16 protein-coding genes are annotated in these 14,499 nt (G+C 68.9%); 2 read left to right on the forward strand and 14 right to left on the reverse strand.

Annotation, left to right across the window (positions count from 1 at the left end):
• Positions 1–45: 45 nt before the first annotated feature.
• The 7 genes from rpsN to V5D55_RS05025 form a co-directional block, all read right to left on the reverse strand.
• Positions 46–351 carry a 30S ribosomal protein S14 gene (gene rpsN / locus V5D55_RS04995; protein ID WP_017829734.1) on the reverse strand — a complete coding sequence of 102 codons (306 nt, stop codon included), beginning with the start codon at positions 349–351 and terminating at the stop codon, positions 46–48.
• Positions 352–354: 3 nt separating this feature from the next.
• The gene (gene rpmG, locus V5D55_RS05000; protein WP_046014935.1) at positions 355–525 is read right to left on the reverse strand and encodes a 50S ribosomal protein L33; all 171 of its coding nucleotides are present in this window, start codon (positions 523–525) and stop codon (positions 355–357) included.
• Positions 525–761 carry a 50S ribosomal protein L28 gene (gene rpmB, locus V5D55_RS05005; protein ID WP_435748275.1) on the reverse strand — a complete coding sequence of 79 codons (237 nt, stop codon included), beginning with the start codon at positions 759–761 and terminating at the stop codon, positions 525–527. Before rpmB ends, rpmG begins: the two co-directional genes overlap by 1 nt.
• A 204-nt stretch (positions 762–965) precedes the next feature.
• On the reverse strand, positions 966–2,294 hold the full coding sequence (locus tag V5D55_RS05010) for an ABC transporter substrate-binding protein (RefSeq protein ID WP_435748276.1): 1,329 nt from the start codon (positions 2,292–2,294) through the stop codon (positions 966–968).
• A 56-nt stretch (positions 2,295–2,350) separates the two neighbouring features.
• The gene (locus V5D55_RS05015; RefSeq protein ID WP_435748277.1) at positions 2,351–3,238 is read right to left on the reverse strand and encodes a carbohydrate ABC transporter permease; all 888 of its coding nucleotides are present in this window, start codon (positions 3,236–3,238) and stop codon (positions 2,351–2,353) included.
• A complete protein-coding gene (locus V5D55_RS05020) occupies positions 3,235–4,161 on the reverse strand; it encodes a carbohydrate ABC transporter permease (RefSeq protein ID WP_435748278.1) in 927 nt (308 codons plus the stop codon). Before V5D55_RS05020 ends, V5D55_RS05015 begins: the two co-directional genes overlap by 4 nt.
• Entirely contained in the window at positions 4,158–6,176 is a 2,019-nt protein-coding gene (locus tag V5D55_RS05025; RefSeq protein WP_435748279.1) for a beta-galactosidase, read from the reverse strand. Before V5D55_RS05025 ends, V5D55_RS05020 begins: the two co-directional genes overlap by 4 nt.
• A gap of 144 nt (positions 6,177–6,320) precedes the next feature.
• Here V5D55_RS05025 and V5D55_RS05030 point away from each other — a divergent pair, with 144 nt between their 5' ends.
• Positions 6,321–7,334: a LacI family DNA-binding transcriptional regulator gene (locus tag V5D55_RS05030; protein WP_435748280.1), complete on the forward strand. Its 1,014-nt coding sequence runs from the start codon at positions 6,321–6,323 to the stop codon at positions 7,332–7,334.
• Here the strand turns inward: V5D55_RS05030 and V5D55_RS05035 are convergent.
• From V5D55_RS05035 to V5D55_RS05055, 5 genes are read right to left on the reverse strand one after another with little or no spacing between them, the layout of a single operon-like run.
• Positions 7,331–8,053 carry a DNA-3-methyladenine glycosylase gene (locus tag V5D55_RS05035; RefSeq protein ID WP_435748281.1) on the reverse strand — a complete coding sequence of 241 codons (723 nt, stop codon included), beginning with the start codon at positions 8,051–8,053 and terminating at the stop codon, positions 7,331–7,333. The two genes, V5D55_RS05030 and V5D55_RS05035, sit on opposite strands and share 4 nt — an antisense overlap.
• A 15-nt stretch (positions 8,054–8,068) precedes the next feature.
• Positions 8,069–9,913 (reverse strand): hypothetical protein, encoded by a 1,845-nt coding sequence (locus tag V5D55_RS05040; RefSeq protein WP_435748282.1) that lies wholly within the window; start codon positions 9,911–9,913, stop codon positions 8,069–8,071.
• On the reverse strand, positions 9,903–10,712 hold the full coding sequence (locus V5D55_RS05045; protein WP_435748283.1) for a TIGR03943 family putative permease subunit: 810 nt from the start codon (positions 10,710–10,712) through the stop codon (positions 9,903–9,905). Before V5D55_RS05045 ends, V5D55_RS05040 begins: the two co-directional genes overlap by 11 nt.
• Positions 10,705–11,751 (reverse strand): permease, encoded by a 1,047-nt coding sequence (locus V5D55_RS05050; protein WP_435748284.1) that lies wholly within the window; start codon positions 11,749–11,751, stop codon positions 10,705–10,707. Before V5D55_RS05050 ends, V5D55_RS05045 begins: the two co-directional genes overlap by 8 nt.
• Complete coding sequence (locus V5D55_RS05055; protein WP_435748286.1) at positions 11,748–12,164, reverse strand: Fur family transcriptional regulator; 417 nt, start codon at positions 12,162–12,164, stop codon at positions 11,748–11,750. The genes V5D55_RS05050 and V5D55_RS05055 overlap by 4 nt, the downstream gene beginning before the upstream one ends.
• A 291-nt stretch (positions 12,165–12,455) precedes the next feature.
• On the opposite strand from V5D55_RS05055, the gene V5D55_RS05060 reads away from it, so the two are divergent.
• Positions 12,456–12,665 (forward strand): hypothetical protein, encoded by a 210-nt coding sequence (locus V5D55_RS05060; RefSeq protein ID WP_435748287.1) that lies wholly within the window; start codon positions 12,456–12,458, stop codon positions 12,663–12,665.
• Between the two features lie 85 nt (positions 12,666–12,750).
• On the opposite strand, the gene V5D55_RS05065 is transcribed toward V5D55_RS05060, so the two are convergent.
• Both V5D55_RS05065 and V5D55_RS05070 read right to left on the reverse strand, forming a co-directional pair.
• A complete protein-coding gene (locus tag V5D55_RS05065) occupies positions 12,751–13,608 on the reverse strand; it encodes a metal ABC transporter permease (RefSeq protein WP_435748288.1) in 858 nt (285 codons plus the stop codon).
• Entirely contained in the window at positions 13,605–14,399 is a 795-nt protein-coding gene (locus V5D55_RS05070; protein ID WP_435749260.1) for a metal ABC transporter ATP-binding protein, read from the reverse strand. The genes V5D55_RS05065 and V5D55_RS05070 overlap by 4 nt, the downstream gene beginning before the upstream one ends.
• Between the last annotated feature and the right edge of the window lie 100 nt (positions 14,400–14,499).

Here is a 14,499-nt window from a genome sequence, read left to right on the forward strand (position 1 = left end):
GGGGCGAGGATCCGAAGATCCTCGCCCCTTTCGACTACTGGATGCTTACCAGCTGGACTTGGTCACGCCGGGCAGCTCGCCACGGTGTGCCATGTCACGGAAGCGGACACGCGAGATGCCGAACTTCGTGAGGACACCGCGGGGGCGGCCGTCGATGACGTCGCGCGAACGCACGCGAGCCGGCGACGCGTTGCGCGGCAGCTTCTGCAGTCCGACGCGTGCGGCCTCGCGGGCCTCGTCGGTCGCGTTCGGGTCGACCAGGGTCTTCTTCAGCTCGGCGCGACGCTCGGCGTAGCGCTCCACGATGACCTTGCGCTGCTCGTTGCGAGCGATCTTGCTCTTCTTAGCCATTGATCAACGCTCCTCTCGGAATTCGACGTGCTTGCGGACTACCGGGTCGTACTTCTTGAGCACGAGGCGGTCGGGGGTGTTGCGGCGGTTCTTCTTGGTCACGTACGTGTAGCCCGTACCTGCCGTCGAACGCAGCTTGATGATGGGACGTACGTCCTGAGCCTTCTTGGCCATTAGAGCTTCACACCCTTTGCCTGGAGGTCCTTGACGACGTTCTCGATACCGCGGACGTCGATCACCTTGATGCCCCTGGCGGACACGTTGAGCGTGATCTTACGACCGAGGGACGCGACGAAGTACGTCTTCTTCTGCACGTTCGGGTCGAAGCGGCGCTTCGTCCGGCGGTGCGAGTGCGAAACGTTGTGACCGAAACCGGGAACAGCTCCGGTCACCTGGCACACTGCTGCCATGATGGTGACTCCTTCTCTACCGTGAGGCCGGACGGCCCCACCCAAGATCCCTTGTCTGCACGCCACCCTTGCGGGCTGGCACGCGAACTGCGCACAGGAGTGTGCGCAGACAAAGAGTCAGTCTAGCACGGTGAGACCGGATGCCGAGAACGCGAAAGCCCGCGGATGCCGGAGCATCCGCGGGCTTCACTCAGGGACGAACCCTTACTCGGTGACCGGGATCGACGCCGACTTCAGCGCATCGATCGTGGAGGTCTGCGCATCCTTCAGCGCGTCGGCGAGGGTGCCGCTCCCGCTGACGGCGCCCTTGAATCCATCCGAGACGTCGGCGTAGGTCTGCGTCATGGTCGGCCCCCACACGAAGTCGGGCGAGACCTGGGTGGCCGCATCGGCGAACACGTCGTAGATCTTCTGTCCGCCGTAGAAGTCGACACCGTCGGCGAACACCGGCAGCTTCAGCCCGTCGGTCGTGGCCGGGTACAGGTTGGCGGCTTCGGCGAGCGCGGTCAGCGCCTCCTCCGAGGTGTTGAGCCACAGCGCGAACTTGGTCGCCTCGTAGACGTGCTCGCTGCCCTTGAGGACCGCGGTCGAGGAACCACCCCAGTTGCCGGCCACGGCACCATCGGCGCTCCACTGCGGGAGCGGCGCGACGGCCCAGTTGCCGGCGGTGTCGGGGGCACCGCTCGAGATCGAGTTGGCACCCCAGACGGCGGAGTTCCAGGTCCAGACGTCGCCGGAGTTGTACGCGTTGTTCCATTCGTCGGTCCAGGCGGGAACCGTGGAGACGAGGTCGTCGTCGAGCAGGCCCTGCCAGTAGTCGGCGACGGAGATCGATGCGTCGTCGTCGAGCGAGACGGTCCAGCCCTTGTCGTCACTCGAGAACCACTGTCCGCCGTCCTGCCAGACGAACCCGGCGAACTGGTTGATGTCGGACTGCGAGAAGTTGGTGATGTAGCCGCCCAGGTCGCGGATCTTGACCGCTGCCTCGCGGTATTCGTCCCAGGTGGTCGGGATCGGGATGTTGTTCTGCTCGAACAGGTCGGCGCGGTAGAACAGGGCCATGGGCCCGATGTCCTGCGGCACGCCGTAGACGCCGTCGGTGCCGAGCGTGACCTGGCCCCACGCCCAGTCGACGAAGTCGCCCTCGGCCGCGACCACGTCTTCGCAGGCACTGATGTCTTCGACGCCGTCCTGCACGAGGAAGTTCGGCAGGGCGTCGTACTCGATCTGACCGAGGTCGGGGGCGTCGCCGGCCTGGATCTGGTTGAAGAAGTTCTGGTACGTGCCGCCGTTGCCGTTGGGTCCGGTCTGCACCTTCACCTGGATCTCGGGGTTGGCATCGTTCCAGATCTTCACGACGTCTTCGATCCCGGGGATCCACGAGGTGAACTCGAGAGTGACGTCGCCGTCGGCCGGGGTGCATGCGGCTGCGTCGCCACCGGCAGGTGCTTCCGCGCTGGGCGCGGAGCATCCCGTGAGCACGAGCGCCGCCAGGGCGATCGCGGCGGCTGCCTTCTTCTTCGAATGCTGCATTTCTTGCCTTTCTCGATTGGTGCATTGCCGGGCGGGCGGTCCGCCCGGCGACCTGCTCACTTGAGGGCGCCGGCACCCAGGCCGTTGCGCCAGAAGCGCTGAAGCAGGAGGAACGTGACGATGAGGGGGATGACCGACAGCAGTGCGCCGATCAGGACGAGACCTCGGAGCTCGGGGAGCTGGTTCAACTGGTTGTTCCAGTTGTAGAGGCCGTAGACGACGGGGAAGAGCTCTTCGCTGCGCAGCATGATCATCGGCAGGAAGAAGTTGTTCCAGATCGCGACGAACTGGAAGAGGAACATCGTCACGAGAGCGGGTGTCATCAGACGGATGCTGACGGTGAAGAACGTGCGGATCTCGCCGGCTCCGTCCAGACGACTCGCCTCGAGCAGTTCGTCGGGCACCGACGACGCCGCGAAGATGCGGGCGAGGTAGACGCCGAACGGGCTCACGATCGAGGGGAGGAACACCGACCAGAACGTGTTGGTGAGCTGCGCCTGGCTGAAGAGGAGGAACAGCGGGAGGGCGAGAGCGGTCGCGGGGACGAGCACTCCGCCGAGCACGACGTCGAACAGCACGTTGCGTCCGGGGAAGCGGTACTTCGCGAGCGCGTATCCGGCCATCGCGGCAAGCAGCGTGGCGATCGCGCCGCCGAGCGCCGCGTATAGCACCGAGTTCATCAGCCACTTCAGGTAGATGCCGTCGCGGTAGGCGAACAGCTCGACGATGTTGTCGAGGAACTTCGGTTCGGCGAACCAGAGCGGCGCCGTGGTGAGGATGTCGCGGGTGTCCTTGCTCGCCGCGACCAGCAGCCACCACAGCGGCAGCAGGAAGTAGACGGTGAAGACGGCCATGATCAGCATGGCGGCGCCGCGGGAGAGTCCTGATTCGCGCGCTGCGCGCCCGGTGCTCCGGCGAGCGCCGATGATCGTCGCGGTGGTCATGCGTTCTCCTCCTTGCGCTGCATGTACTTCATGAATCCGAACGACAGCACGAAGGTGGTGACGGCGAGGACGACCGAGAAGGCCGCGGCGAGGTTCGTGTTCGGGACGGATGCCGTGGCGTAGACCGTCATGTTGGGGGTGAAGGTGCTGGTGACCGCGGAGCTGAACGAACGGAAGACCTGGGGCTCGGCGAGCAGTTGCAGCGTGCCGATGATCGAGAAGATCGCGGTCATGACGATCGCCGGGCGCACGAGGGGGATCTTGATCGACCAGGCGATGCGCCAGTGTCCGGCACCGTCGAGACGGGCCGCTTCGTAGAGCTCGGTCGGGATCGACAGCAGCGACGAGTAGATGATGAGCATGTTGTAGCCGACGTAGACCCAGGTGACGACGTTGGCGATCGACCACAGCACGAGGTCGGCCCCGAGGAAGTCGATGTTCTTGGTCAGCGCGGTGAACGGCGACAGGTTCGGCGAGAACAGCGAACCCCACATGATCGCCGCGATGACGCCGGGCACCGCGTAGGGCACGAAGAACGCGAGGCGGAAGAAGCGCTTCCCCTTCACCAGGGGCGAGTCGAGCAGCAGGGCGAACAGCAGCGCGAGCCCGAGCATGATCGGCACCTGCACGGCGCCGAACAGCAGCATCCGACCCATCGAGCCCCAGAAGGCCGAGTCCTGGAAGACGAGCAGGTACTGGGTGAAGCCGCCGAAAACCAGCTCCGCTTTGCCGAACGTGCCGTCGCGCTGCACGACGAGCAGCGACTGCCAGAACGCGTAGACGATCGGCGCGACGTAGAACAGGGCGAACAGCACGCCGAACGGCAGGAACAGGAAAGCGATGGCACCCTTGTGGGGGATCCGGGGTCGACGTCGACCCGGCGCGGTGCCGGTCGTCGGCGCGGCCGTGAGCGTGCCGGTCATACATCCTCCTTGATGATGCGGACCGCCCCGGCGGGGACGGTGAGGGCGCCGGTGACAGTGACACCGGTGAGCAGCTCGGAGCCCTCGGCGGCGATGTCGACCGGGGCGCTGCCGTGGTTGATGACGAAGCGGTAGGCCGCGTGCTCACCAAACCGGCGGACGATGTCGACGTCGGGACCGGCGCCGGGTTGCGGGGCGATTCCGGCGGACTCGGCGAGGCGTGCGACGAGGGCACGATAGGCGTCGGGCGAGGGCTGCGTGGCGAGGTACCAGGCTTCGCCCGCACCGTGCGCGTGGCGGGTGACCGCGGGGCGTCCGACAGAGGGACCGTCGGCGAACAGCGCGACGGCCTCGGCGCCGTCCGTGCGCAGGCGCTCGGTCCAGACGGATGCATCGGTGCCGTCCGACAGCGAGACGCGCTCCCCGGGGGCCAGCGGCGCGAACTCTTCGGAGCGGATGCCGAGCAGCTCACGGAACGCGCCGGGATAGCCGCCGGTGCGCACGCGGTCCTCCTCGTCGACGATGCCGCTGTAGAACGTGACGAGCACGGTCGCGCCGCGCTCGACGGCACGGGCGATCACGGCGGCCTCCGCATCGCGCACCAGGTGGAGCGCCGGGACGACGATGAGCCGGTACCCGTCGAGGTCGGCGCCGGGACGTACGAGGTCGGCGACGATCCCGGCATCCGCGAGCGCGGTGTGCGCGGCGTGCACCTGGTCGAGGTAGCGGAGGTCTTCGCTCGGGCGGCCTTCGTTCTCGACGGCCCACCAGTTCTCCCAGGAGAACAGCACGGCCGCATCGGCGGCGACACGCGTGCCGGCGATCTCGCCGAGGCCCTGGAGCATCCGCCCCAGCTCGACGGACTCGCGCCAGACGTCGGAGTCGGTGCCCGCGTGCGGGAGCAACGCCGAATGGTACTTCTCCGCACCCTGGGTCGAGGCGCGCCACTGGAAGAAGCAGATGCCGTCGGCGCCGCGGGCGAGGTGCGACGCCACGTTCCGCTGCAGTTCCCCCGGCTCTTTGGCGAAGTTGTGCGGCTGCCAGTTCACGGCGCTCGTCGACGTCTCCATGAGCAGCCAGGGGTCGCCGGCCGCGAGGCCGCGGGTCAGGTCGGCGGCGAACGACAGCTCCTGCCGGGAGTTCGCGAGACGGCCGTCGAGGTAGTGGTCGTTGGCGATGAGGTCCATGTCGGCGGTCCACGACCAGTAGTCGAGGGTGCGGATGTGCGCGGTGACCATGAAGTTCGTGGTCACGGGGATCCCGCTTCCGGCGCGGATGATGCCGGCCTCGGCGCGGTACAGCGCGAGCTGCTCGTCGGAGCTGAACCGCTGGAAGTCGAGCACCTGACCCGGGTTGCGCAGCGAGAGCACCTGCGCGGGAACCTGCACTTCGTCGAACGAGCCGTAGCGCTGGCTCCAGAAGCTGGTGCCCCAGGCGCGGTTGAGGGCGTCGATGTCATCGGCGTAGCGCTCGCGCGCCCAGTCGCGGAAGGCCAGGGTGCTGGCCGCGCAGTAGCAGAGGGCGTTGTGGCAGCCGAGCTCGTTCGACACGTGCCACAGGGCGACCGCGGGATGAGATCCGTAGCGTGCGACGACCTGTCGGACCACTTCAGCCGCATGCGCGCGGAAGACCGGGTTGCTCGGGCAGTAGCCCTGGCGTCCGCCCTGGTGGAAGACGGTGCCGTCGGGCCCTTGCGGGAGGATCTCCGGATGCTGCGCAGTGAGCCAGGGCGGCGGGGATGCGGTGCCGGTACCGAGGTTGATGCGGATGCCGGCGGCGTGCAGCAGCTCGATGATCTCGTCGAGTCCGGAGAAGTCCCAGCGGCCCTCCCCCGGGTTGATCGTGGACCAGCCGAAGATGTTGATCGCCACGAGTCCGATGCCTGCCTCGCGCATCAGGCGGATGTCTTCGGGCCAGACGCTGCGATCCCACTGTTCCGGGTTGTAGTCGCATCCGTAGACGAGACCCTCCCCCTCGGAGAGGGTGGAGATGCGGGTGGGCGCGGCGGCGGGCATTTCGGATTCGCTCCTTTGCGGACGAGATGTGTGCACGTGCACAGTTCCGTTCACAGAAAAATCGGGCGAGAATTGTGTGAACGTGCACACATCGTCACACGAACCACGGTTCGTCGTCAAGTCCAGTCGCTAGGCTGGGGGATCATGAGCAGTTCCCCGCGTCGCCGCAGCACCGTGCACGACGTGGCGCGCGTGGCCGGGGTCTCGCGTGGCACGGTCAGCCGCGTCCTCAACGGCGGCTACGTCTCGTCGTCGTCCCGCTCCGCGATCGAAGACGCCATCCGCGAGGTCGGCTACGTGCCGAACACCGCTGCACGCAACCTCGTGCGCCAGCGCACGCAGGCCATCGCGTTCATCGTGCACGAACCGCACGCGCTGTTCCTCGAAGATCCCAACATCGGCGCGATCATGCTCGGAACCAACGAGACGCTCTCCGAGGCCGACTACCAGATGGTGTGCCTCGTGGTGGACTCCGACCGCGACACCGAACGCGTCGCCCGCTACCTCAACGGCGGTTTCGTCGACGGAGCCGTGATCGTCTCGGCTCGGGCCCAGGACCCCATCACGAAGGCCGTCATGCGCCTCGACCTCCCGGTGACCTACGTCGGCCACCCGCCCGATGTCGATGCGGCCTGGGTCGGCGTCGACAACCACGGCGCCGCGCGCGCCGTCACCACCCGGCTGCGCGAGACCGGCCGCCGGCGCATCGGGATGATCGCCGCCGCGCTCGACCGCGATTCGGGAGCCGACCGACTCGCCGGATTCACCGAGGCACTGGCCGCCGATTTCGACCCGACGCTCGTCGAGCCGGTCCCGCTGTATTCCTACGCCGACGGCGCTGCGGCCATGACCCGCCTGCTCGAGCGCGCACCCGACCTCGACGGCGTCTTCGCCGCGTCGGATGCGGTCGCCGCCGGCGCGATCTGGGCGCTGCGCGAAGCCGGCCGACGTGTCCCCGAAGACGTCGGCATCGTCGGATTCGACAACAGCACCTGGGCCACGCGCACGACCCCTCAGCTCTCGACCGTCGACCAGCCGGCCGAAGGTCTCGGCGCTGCGGCCGCGGCATCCGTGCTCGCACAACTGCGCGACGAGCAGCCGGCAACCCGGACCGGCATCATCCTGGACACGCCCGTCGTCTGGCGCGACTCCGCCTAAGCGCCGCCCCGGTCGGCCGCCTGCGCGCCACGGCCCCAGCGGAACGGCGACACCGTCGGGTCGCCGTCGATCCAGAACCGCCAGGGGAAGGCGGCGGTTCCGGCAACGCCCGCGACGCCCACGCGCGGTCCGGTCACGATGTCGGTGCGCGGCTCCCCGAGCCACAGCGCCGTCTTCGCACCGCGCCGCGCCTCCCCCGTGATCGCATCGATCCCGTCGTGCATCGGATGCCGGAGTCCGACGGCCTGGCCGAGGCGCCCCGGTCCGCGGGCGAGGTCACGCAGGGCGATGCGGCCGAGCGGCAGCGACGCACCTCGACGGCGCGCCGCGGCATCCGTCCCCCGCACGATCTCACCGGCACGCAGCAGGATGCCGTCGCCCTGCCCCTCGGGACCCGCCACGACGTTGACACAGGAGTGGATGCCGTGGCTGAGGTACACGTACAGATGCCCGGGCTCGCCCCACATCGTGGCGTTGCGCGCTGTGCGGCCCATCCGCGCGTGCGAGCCGGGGTCGGCGAAGTCCCCCGTGCCCTGGCCGTGATAAGCCTCGACCTCGGTGATGCGCAGCCGCACCTCCACGGGTGCGGCATCCGGCGCGACGCCCTCGGGCGCGACGAACGTGCGCAGTTCCGCGCCGAGCAGGAGCGGAGCGACGTCCACCGCCGAGTGGCACAGGTCCGCTCGGGTGGCCCGGCGCAGATGTTCGTGCTGCGGCATCCGGAAACCCTCGGGTCAGAACCGGGGAGCCGTCGCGCACCAGGAGGCGTCGAAGCCCGTCAGCGCCACGATCTCCTTGCCGGACTCCATATCGATCAGGTGGGTCTCGACCTTCCCCGGCAGCGGGAGCAGCATCCCGTCATACGGATTGTTCGCGAGGTCGGGAGCCACGACGACGGCCGCGTACTGCCCGCTCGGCGACGCGCACGCCTGAAGGATCGAATCCGCCGAGCTCACCTCGACCAGCGGGGTCGCCGCGCCGTCGTCATCGACGCGGACGACGGCCTGGCCGATCGGCATCCCGGCGTCGTCACGGGCCACGACGTGGCGGAGCGTGCCTCCGGGGAACGGCGTGATCGAGGTGGCCGTGCCGTAGTCGGGATCGGATGCCGCGAGCGGCTGCTCGGATCCGTCGGCGAGGTTCAGCTCGACCACTGCCCCGTCGAGTCGTTCGACGATCGCGGTGTAGGTGCCGCGGGAGATCCCCTGGATCGTCGCGGCGAGACCGAGGGACTGCACCCCCGCGTCGGTGGAACGGTCGACCAGCGACAGCGCTCCGTCGAAGTCGATGAACAGCACGGCGGCGCTGTCGGGGACGAACTGCCAGGCGAAGACGCTCGCCTCGGCATCGCCGACCTCGATGATCTTCGGCTTGTCCTTGCCGTTCAGGGACTGGGTGACGAGAACACTGGCGCGGCCCTCGGTGTCGCTGAGTTTGCGGTCGGAGTAGCTGTAGCCGACGAGTCCGCCGCGCTCGGAGACCTGGATCGCGCCGACGTATCCGTCGCCGGGAAGCTCGAGTTCGCGTTCGTTCTTGCCGTCGCGGTCCATCACCAGGAGCCGGGAGCCGTCATCGTCGGCGACCGAGACCACCAACTGCGTCGACGTCGCGCGGAAGTCGTTGATCTGCTCGTGCGAGAACACCACCTTCCCGTCCCCTGTGAGGTCGGTGCGGAAGATCTTGTCCTTCCCGTCGACGTCGCGGTTCAACAGGAAGAAGCTCGCCGCGGGGGTCGAGAAGCTCGTGGTCAGATCTGTCGTCGGACCGCCGCCGACGCCGGTCACCCCCGACACCCGCACGGTGTACTTCGTCGAGTCGTCGAGCGGCACGGTGAAGCGCACGCCGATGCCGCGGCCGGATGCGTCGACCGTGAACGGCACCGCCGGTTCGACCGTGACCTGCTTCGGGTCGATCTCGGCCAGCGCCTGGTTCGCGGTGAGGATGACCCTGCTCCCCGAGGACTCGATCGCCTGGTCGGGTTCGACCTGCACCGCGGAGAGGCGCGGCCCCTGCAGGAGGCTGACGATGCCGAGACCCGTGCCGACGAGCACCAGGACTCCGAGTACAGCGGTGATCGTGAGCACGAAGCGTCGCGAGAGGGCGGGCTTGCGAGCGGGATCCCCTTCGACGCGGGCACGGGCGCGGGGCGCAGGCGCCGCATCCGGCTCGTCCGCCGGCGCGGCTCCGACCCGCGCATCGGGCTGGGCTCCGAGGAGTACCGGTTCGGGCGCGACGGGCACCGCGGGAACCGCCGTCGCCTCGGGAACCGGGCTCGCCGCAGGAACCGCGGTCGCCTCGACATCTTCCCGAGCGGCGGCCTCGAAGGCGGCCATCTTCCGCGCGGCAGCCTCCTGCTCCGCGACCTCACGATCGCCGGCCTCGCGGACAGCAGCTTCGACGACGGCCTCATCGGGGCCGGCATCCGCCTGGTCGACGCGGTCCGCGGTCTGCTCTGCGGGCGCGACAGCGCGGCTGATCCGCTCAGCCTCCTCCGCCTCGGCGGCCTCGCGGGCGGCGCGCATCTCCGCGCGGGTGCGCGGGACGGCGGGCACCTCGGGGCGCTCGTCGTCAGTACTCATAGGGATCCCCCGGCTCGTCGATCGCGACGACGTCGGTCGGTTCGATGTGGAGGTCGCCGTCGGCATCCGCCTTCACGGTACCGGTGACCTCGACCCACTGGCCGGTCTTGTAGTCGCCGGGATCCACCGCGACCGGCAGGGCCGCGGTCTGGGCGTCGATGACGCAGTGCGTGATCACCAGCCGGGTGAGGTTCACGCCGTCGCCGTCGGAGTTCTCGGGTGTGACGAAGCCGATCAGCTTCACCGCGGCACCGTCGTAGGCGGTCGTGTTGGTCGCCGTGGCGAACACGCTCGCCCAGTCGCCGACACCGAACGTCGACGTGTCCGCGACACCGAGCGCGACCGTGTCGGCTCCGGCGAAGAGCGTGCTCTGCTCGCCGGCACGCGACATCGCCAGCTCCACCGACAGGGATGCCGGGGGCAGCACGAGCGCGGCGGCGACCACACCCGTGGCCACCACTCCTCCCGTGACCGCGCCGACGACGGCAAGGGTCCGGCGGGATGACCGAGGGGCCGGATGCGCGTCGTCCGCAGCATCCGTCGTCTCTCCGTGGTCGTGGCCGTGATCGTGACCGTGGTCGCCTTCCTCGCCGAGCGGCAGCGTGCACGACCAGATCGCGCCGGCCAACGTCACCACGGCGGCGGCGCAGGCGAACCACACCGACTCGGGGCTGATGTAGAGAGTGAGGCGTCCGGTGACGCCGAGACCCAGGGTGACCACCGCGATGAGAGTCGCGAGGCCCACGCCGAGCCAGCGGGTGCCGAGGGCGCGCACACGAGACGGACTCTGATCAGACAAGGACGTTCACCCCGATCCCGATCGCGAAGGCCGCGGCCACGACGACGCCGACGATTCCGGCGAGCGTTCGTCCGGTGAAGGTCGTGCGCATCAGCGCGAGCATCTTGATGTCGACGAGTGGCCCGACCAGGAGGAACGCGACCAGCGCGCCGGACGAGAACGTCGACGCGAAGGACAGCGCGAAGAAGGCGTCGACGTTCGAGCAGATCGCGACCGTCATCGCGAGCACCATCATCGCGACGATCGACAGCACCGGGTTCGAGCCGATCGCGAGGAGCATGTCCCGCGGGATGAGCACCTGCACCGCGCCGGCGAGCGCCGAGCCGATCACGAGCGCGGGCATCACCGCACGCAGCTCGATCAGGAACTGGGTGAGGCTGCGCTTGACGGGCGTACCCGGCTCGTGGGCGACCCGGTCGCATGTGTCGACGAAGCGCCGGGTCAGCAGGGCGTCGGGCGAGGGGTGCAGGCTGTAGATCCACCCGATCAGATTGGCGATCAGGTAGCCGCCGACGAGACGGGCGATGAGGATGCCGCCGTCCCAGCCGAACGCGGCATGCGTGGTGAGGATCACGATCGGGTTGACGATCGGCGCAGCGATCAAGAACGTCAGGGCTTCGGCGGGGGCGAGCCCGCGCATCATGAGACCGCGGGCGAACGGCACGTTGCCGCATTCGCACACGGGAATCAGCATCCCGAGCAGCGACAGCACCGCGCGGCGGGCCCACGCCCGCTTCGGCAGCCACCGATGGATGACGTCGGCGGGAAGCCAGACCTGCACCACGATCGAGAGCAGCACGCCCAGGATCACGAACGGCAGCGCCTCGATCAGCACGCTCAGTGCGAGAGTGAGGCCGTCCTGAGCACGGGTCGGCAGCGACGCCGGGAACACGGCAGGCAGGAACGTGTCGATCAGGAACAGGGCCGCGACGATGACGGCCCCGAGGCCCAGGCCGATCCAGGCGGAGCGCGGGGATCGGGTCGGGCGGTGCGAGTGCCGCTGCCCCGGCCGGGTCGCCGTGCCTGCGGAGGAGCTCACGCGTTCGCTGCCCGTTCGGCGTCGCGCTTGTTGGTGCACGGGGTGCACAGCCCGAAGATGTCGACCACGTGTGCGGCCTCGGTGAATCCGTGCAGAGCGGCGGTGCGATGCGCCCACTGCTCGACGTCGGTCGCCTCGATCTCCACGGTCAGTCCGCAGGAGCGGCAGATGAGGTGGTGGTGGTGGCCCTGGGTGGTGCAGGCGCGGTAGAGCGCCTCGCCCTCGGGGCTCTGCAGCGAGTCGGCATCACCGGATGCGGCGAGCCCGGCCAGTGCGCGGTACACGGTCGCGAGTCCGATGCCGGTGTTGTCATCCCGCAGCGAGGCGTGGAGGTTCTGCGCGCTCACGAAACCGCGCGCGTCGGCGAGTGCTTCGCGCACGCGTTCGCGCTGCCAGGTGTTCCGCTGAGCCATGGGTCAAGTCTAGGCGGCGGGGGTTGCCACGGGCTGGGAGTGACGGAGGCGTCCGGCATCCGTCCTTCCGGGCCGACGATTCACGGAGGGGATGACGAATCACGGACGAATCCGGCGAAAAGCCTCCGGGAAACGTCATCGGCTCCGCGAAACGTAGCCGGAGCCACCAGACGAAGGGGGCTCCTCGAGTAACCAGATCCATCGCGAGGCCGAATGTCGTGACCGTCACGACCGCCGCAGGTTTCCCACGGGTGTCCTGCATTGCTCACGCCCACAGGGCATGATCGAGCCATGAAGCCACGAACCGTTGCGGTCACGACCTCGTCCCTCGCGTTGTTGGCTGCGGCCGCCTTTGCGGCGGCTGTGGCGGTCCCGCTCGAGTTCAAGGCCATTGCCTGGGGCCTGGGAATCGCCCTACTCGTCGTCGCGTTCGGTATCGCGCTCGTGCGCTACGCGCGCTCCCGGCACGAGGCAGGGGACAACCACGGAGGTACCGGGTAAGACCGCAGTGGGCGCGGGTGCGACGGGCTGGGAGTGACGGAGGCGTCCGGCATCCGTCCTTCCGGCCGACGCCGGGCGGACCCGCTCAGCCCACCCGCTTCACGCGAGCTCGCGCCTTCTGCACGATCCAGCACACGACGTAGATCGTGAACGAGAGCGTCGTGATGTACGGGCTCACGGGAAGGGTGCCGGCGAGGGCGAGCAGGATGCCGCCGACCGCGGACGTGAACCCGAACAGCGCGGCGAGGAGCGGCACCGCGACCGGGCCGGCCGTGATTCTCATCGCGGCGGCCGCGGGCGTCACCAGCAGCGCCATCACCAGCAGTGCGCCGATGATGTGCACGCTGACCGCGACGATGAGTCCGAGCAGCACCATGAAGATCAGGCTCACGGCGCGCGTGGGCACTCCGCGTGCGGCGGCCGACTCGGGGTCGAGCGAGTCGAATCGCAGCGGGTTCCACATCACGAGGAGCCCCAGCAGCACGACGATGCTGATGCCGATCAGCCACCCGAGATCCGGGCTCGACACCGACACGATCTGCCCGGTGAGCAGGCTGAACCGGTTGGCGCTCCGACCGTCGTACAAGGACAGGAACAGGATGCCGAGACCGAGGCCGAACGGCATCAGCACACCGACGATCGAGTTGCGATCCCGGGCCTTCGCGCCGAGCACGCCGATCAGGATCGCCGCGACGAGCGCACCGCCCAGCGAACCGGCGACCACGCTCCCGCCGAACAACAGGGCCGCGGCCGCGCCGGCGAACGACAGCTCGCTCACGCCGTGCACGGCGAAGGCGAGGTCACGCTGCATCACGAAGACGCCGATCAGACCGCCGACGATGCCGAGCACGGCGCCGGCGATGATCGAGTTCGCGAGCAGGGCGACGAGCTCGCCGTAGTCCTGGAACGAGAAGAGGTCGCTCCAGTCGACCATCGGCATCATGCGTCGCCTCCGTGCTCATGGTCGCCATGGTCGTGGTGCGGCTCGGCATCCGGCACACCCACGACGACGAGACGGTCCCCGGCGCGCAGCACGAAGACCGGGGTGCCGTAGAGGTCGGTGAGCACGCGCGTCTGCAGCACCTCTTCCGGGGTGCCGAGCAGGAAGCGTCCGCCGGCGATGTAGAGGATGCGGTCGACGCGGTTCAGGATCGGGTTGATGTCGTGCGTGACGAAGAGAACCGCGGCGTCGCGCTCGCGCCGCTGTCGATCGATGATGTCGGTCACGGCGACCTGGTTCGCGAGGTCGAGGTTCGACAGCGGCTCGTCGCACAGCAGGAGCGACGGTTCGTCGGCGAGCGCCTGTCCGACGCGCAGCCGCTGCTGCTCGCCGCCGGAGAGCAGACCGACGCGGCGATCCGCGAAGTGCGAGGCGCCGACCGACTCGAGCAGCCGGTCGACTTTGGCGCGGTCGCCGCGGTGCGGGATCGGGAATCCGAAACGACTCCCCTGCACCCCCAGCGCCACCAGGTCGCGCGCCCGCATGCTCGTGTCCGGAGCGAGCGAACGCTGCTGCGGGATGTACCCGATGCGCGCATTGCCGCGGTGCACGGGAGCGCCGGCGACCCGGATCGTTCCCGAAGACAAGGGCTGCAGACCCAGGATGCTGCGCAGCAGCGTGGTCTTCCCCGAGCCGGACGGCCCGAGCACCGCGATGAACTCGCCGGGCTGCACCGTCAGGTCGAGCCCCGACCAGAGCTCCCGATCGCCACGGTGAAGGGCGGCGTCGGCGATCTCGAGGACAGGGCGGTCGCCGGCAGGGGGGCGTCCTTCGTCTCGCTGCGCTCGCTCAGGAACCGAGGGGTCTTGCTGCGCTCGCTCGGGAACCGAAGGG

Origin of the sequence: Microbacterium sp. PMB16, from assembly GCF_051294855.1 — a bacterium.
In the GTDB taxonomy this organism is placed as follows: Bacteria; Actinomycetota; Actinomycetes; order Actinomycetales; family Microbacteriaceae; genus Microbacterium.

What these genes read in the sequence shown, in the direction of transcription:
- rpmG (WP_046014935.1), bottom strand. Translation starts at nt 525, where the DNA reads ATGGCCAAGAAGGCTCAGGACGTACGTCCCATCATCAAGCTGCGTTCG.
- V5D55_RS05060 (WP_435748287.1), top strand. Translation starts at nt 12,456, where the DNA reads ATGAAGCCACGAACCGTTGCGGTCACGACCTCGTCCCTCGCGTTGTTG.
- V5D55_RS05040 (WP_435748282.1), bottom strand. Translation starts at nt 9,913, where the DNA reads ATGAGTACTGACGACGAGCGCCCCGAGGTGCCCGCCGTCCCGCGCACC.
- V5D55_RS05055 (WP_435748286.1), bottom strand. Translation starts at nt 12,164, where the DNA reads ATGGCTCAGCGGAACACCTGGCAGCGCGAACGCGTGCGCGAAGCACTC.
- V5D55_RS05010 (WP_435748276.1), bottom strand. Translation starts at nt 2,294, where the DNA reads ATGCAGCATTCGAAGAAGAAGGCAGCCGCCGCGATCGCCCTGGCGGCG.
- rpsN (WP_017829734.1), bottom strand. Translation starts at nt 351, where the DNA reads ATGGCTAAGAAGAGCAAGATCGCTCGCAACGAGCAGCGCAAGGTCATC.
- V5D55_RS05025 (WP_435748279.1), bottom strand. Translation starts at nt 6,176, where the DNA reads ATGCCCGCCGCCGCGCCCACCCGCATCTCCACCCTCTCCGAGGGGGAG.
- V5D55_RS05015 (WP_435748277.1), bottom strand. Translation starts at nt 3,238, where the DNA reads ATGACCACCGCGACGATCATCGGCGCTCGCCGGAGCACCGGGCGCGCA.
- V5D55_RS05065 (WP_435748288.1), bottom strand. Translation starts at nt 13,608, where the DNA reads ATGATGCCGATGGTCGACTGGAGCGACCTCTTCTCGTTCCAGGACTAC.
- V5D55_RS05035 (WP_435748281.1), bottom strand. Translation starts at nt 8,053, where the DNA reads ATGCCGCAGCACGAACATCTGCGCCGGGCCACCCGAGCGGACCTGTGC.
- rpmB (WP_435748275.1), bottom strand. Translation starts at nt 761, where the DNA reads ATGGCAGCAGTGTGCCAGGTGACCGGAGCTGTTCCCGGTTTCGGTCAC.
- V5D55_RS05020 (WP_435748278.1), bottom strand. Translation starts at nt 4,161, where the DNA reads ATGACCGGCACGCTCACGGCCGCGCCGACGACCGGCACCGCGCCGGGT.
- V5D55_RS05030 (WP_435748280.1), top strand. Translation starts at nt 6,321, where the DNA reads ATGAGCAGTTCCCCGCGTCGCCGCAGCACCGTGCACGACGTGGCGCGC.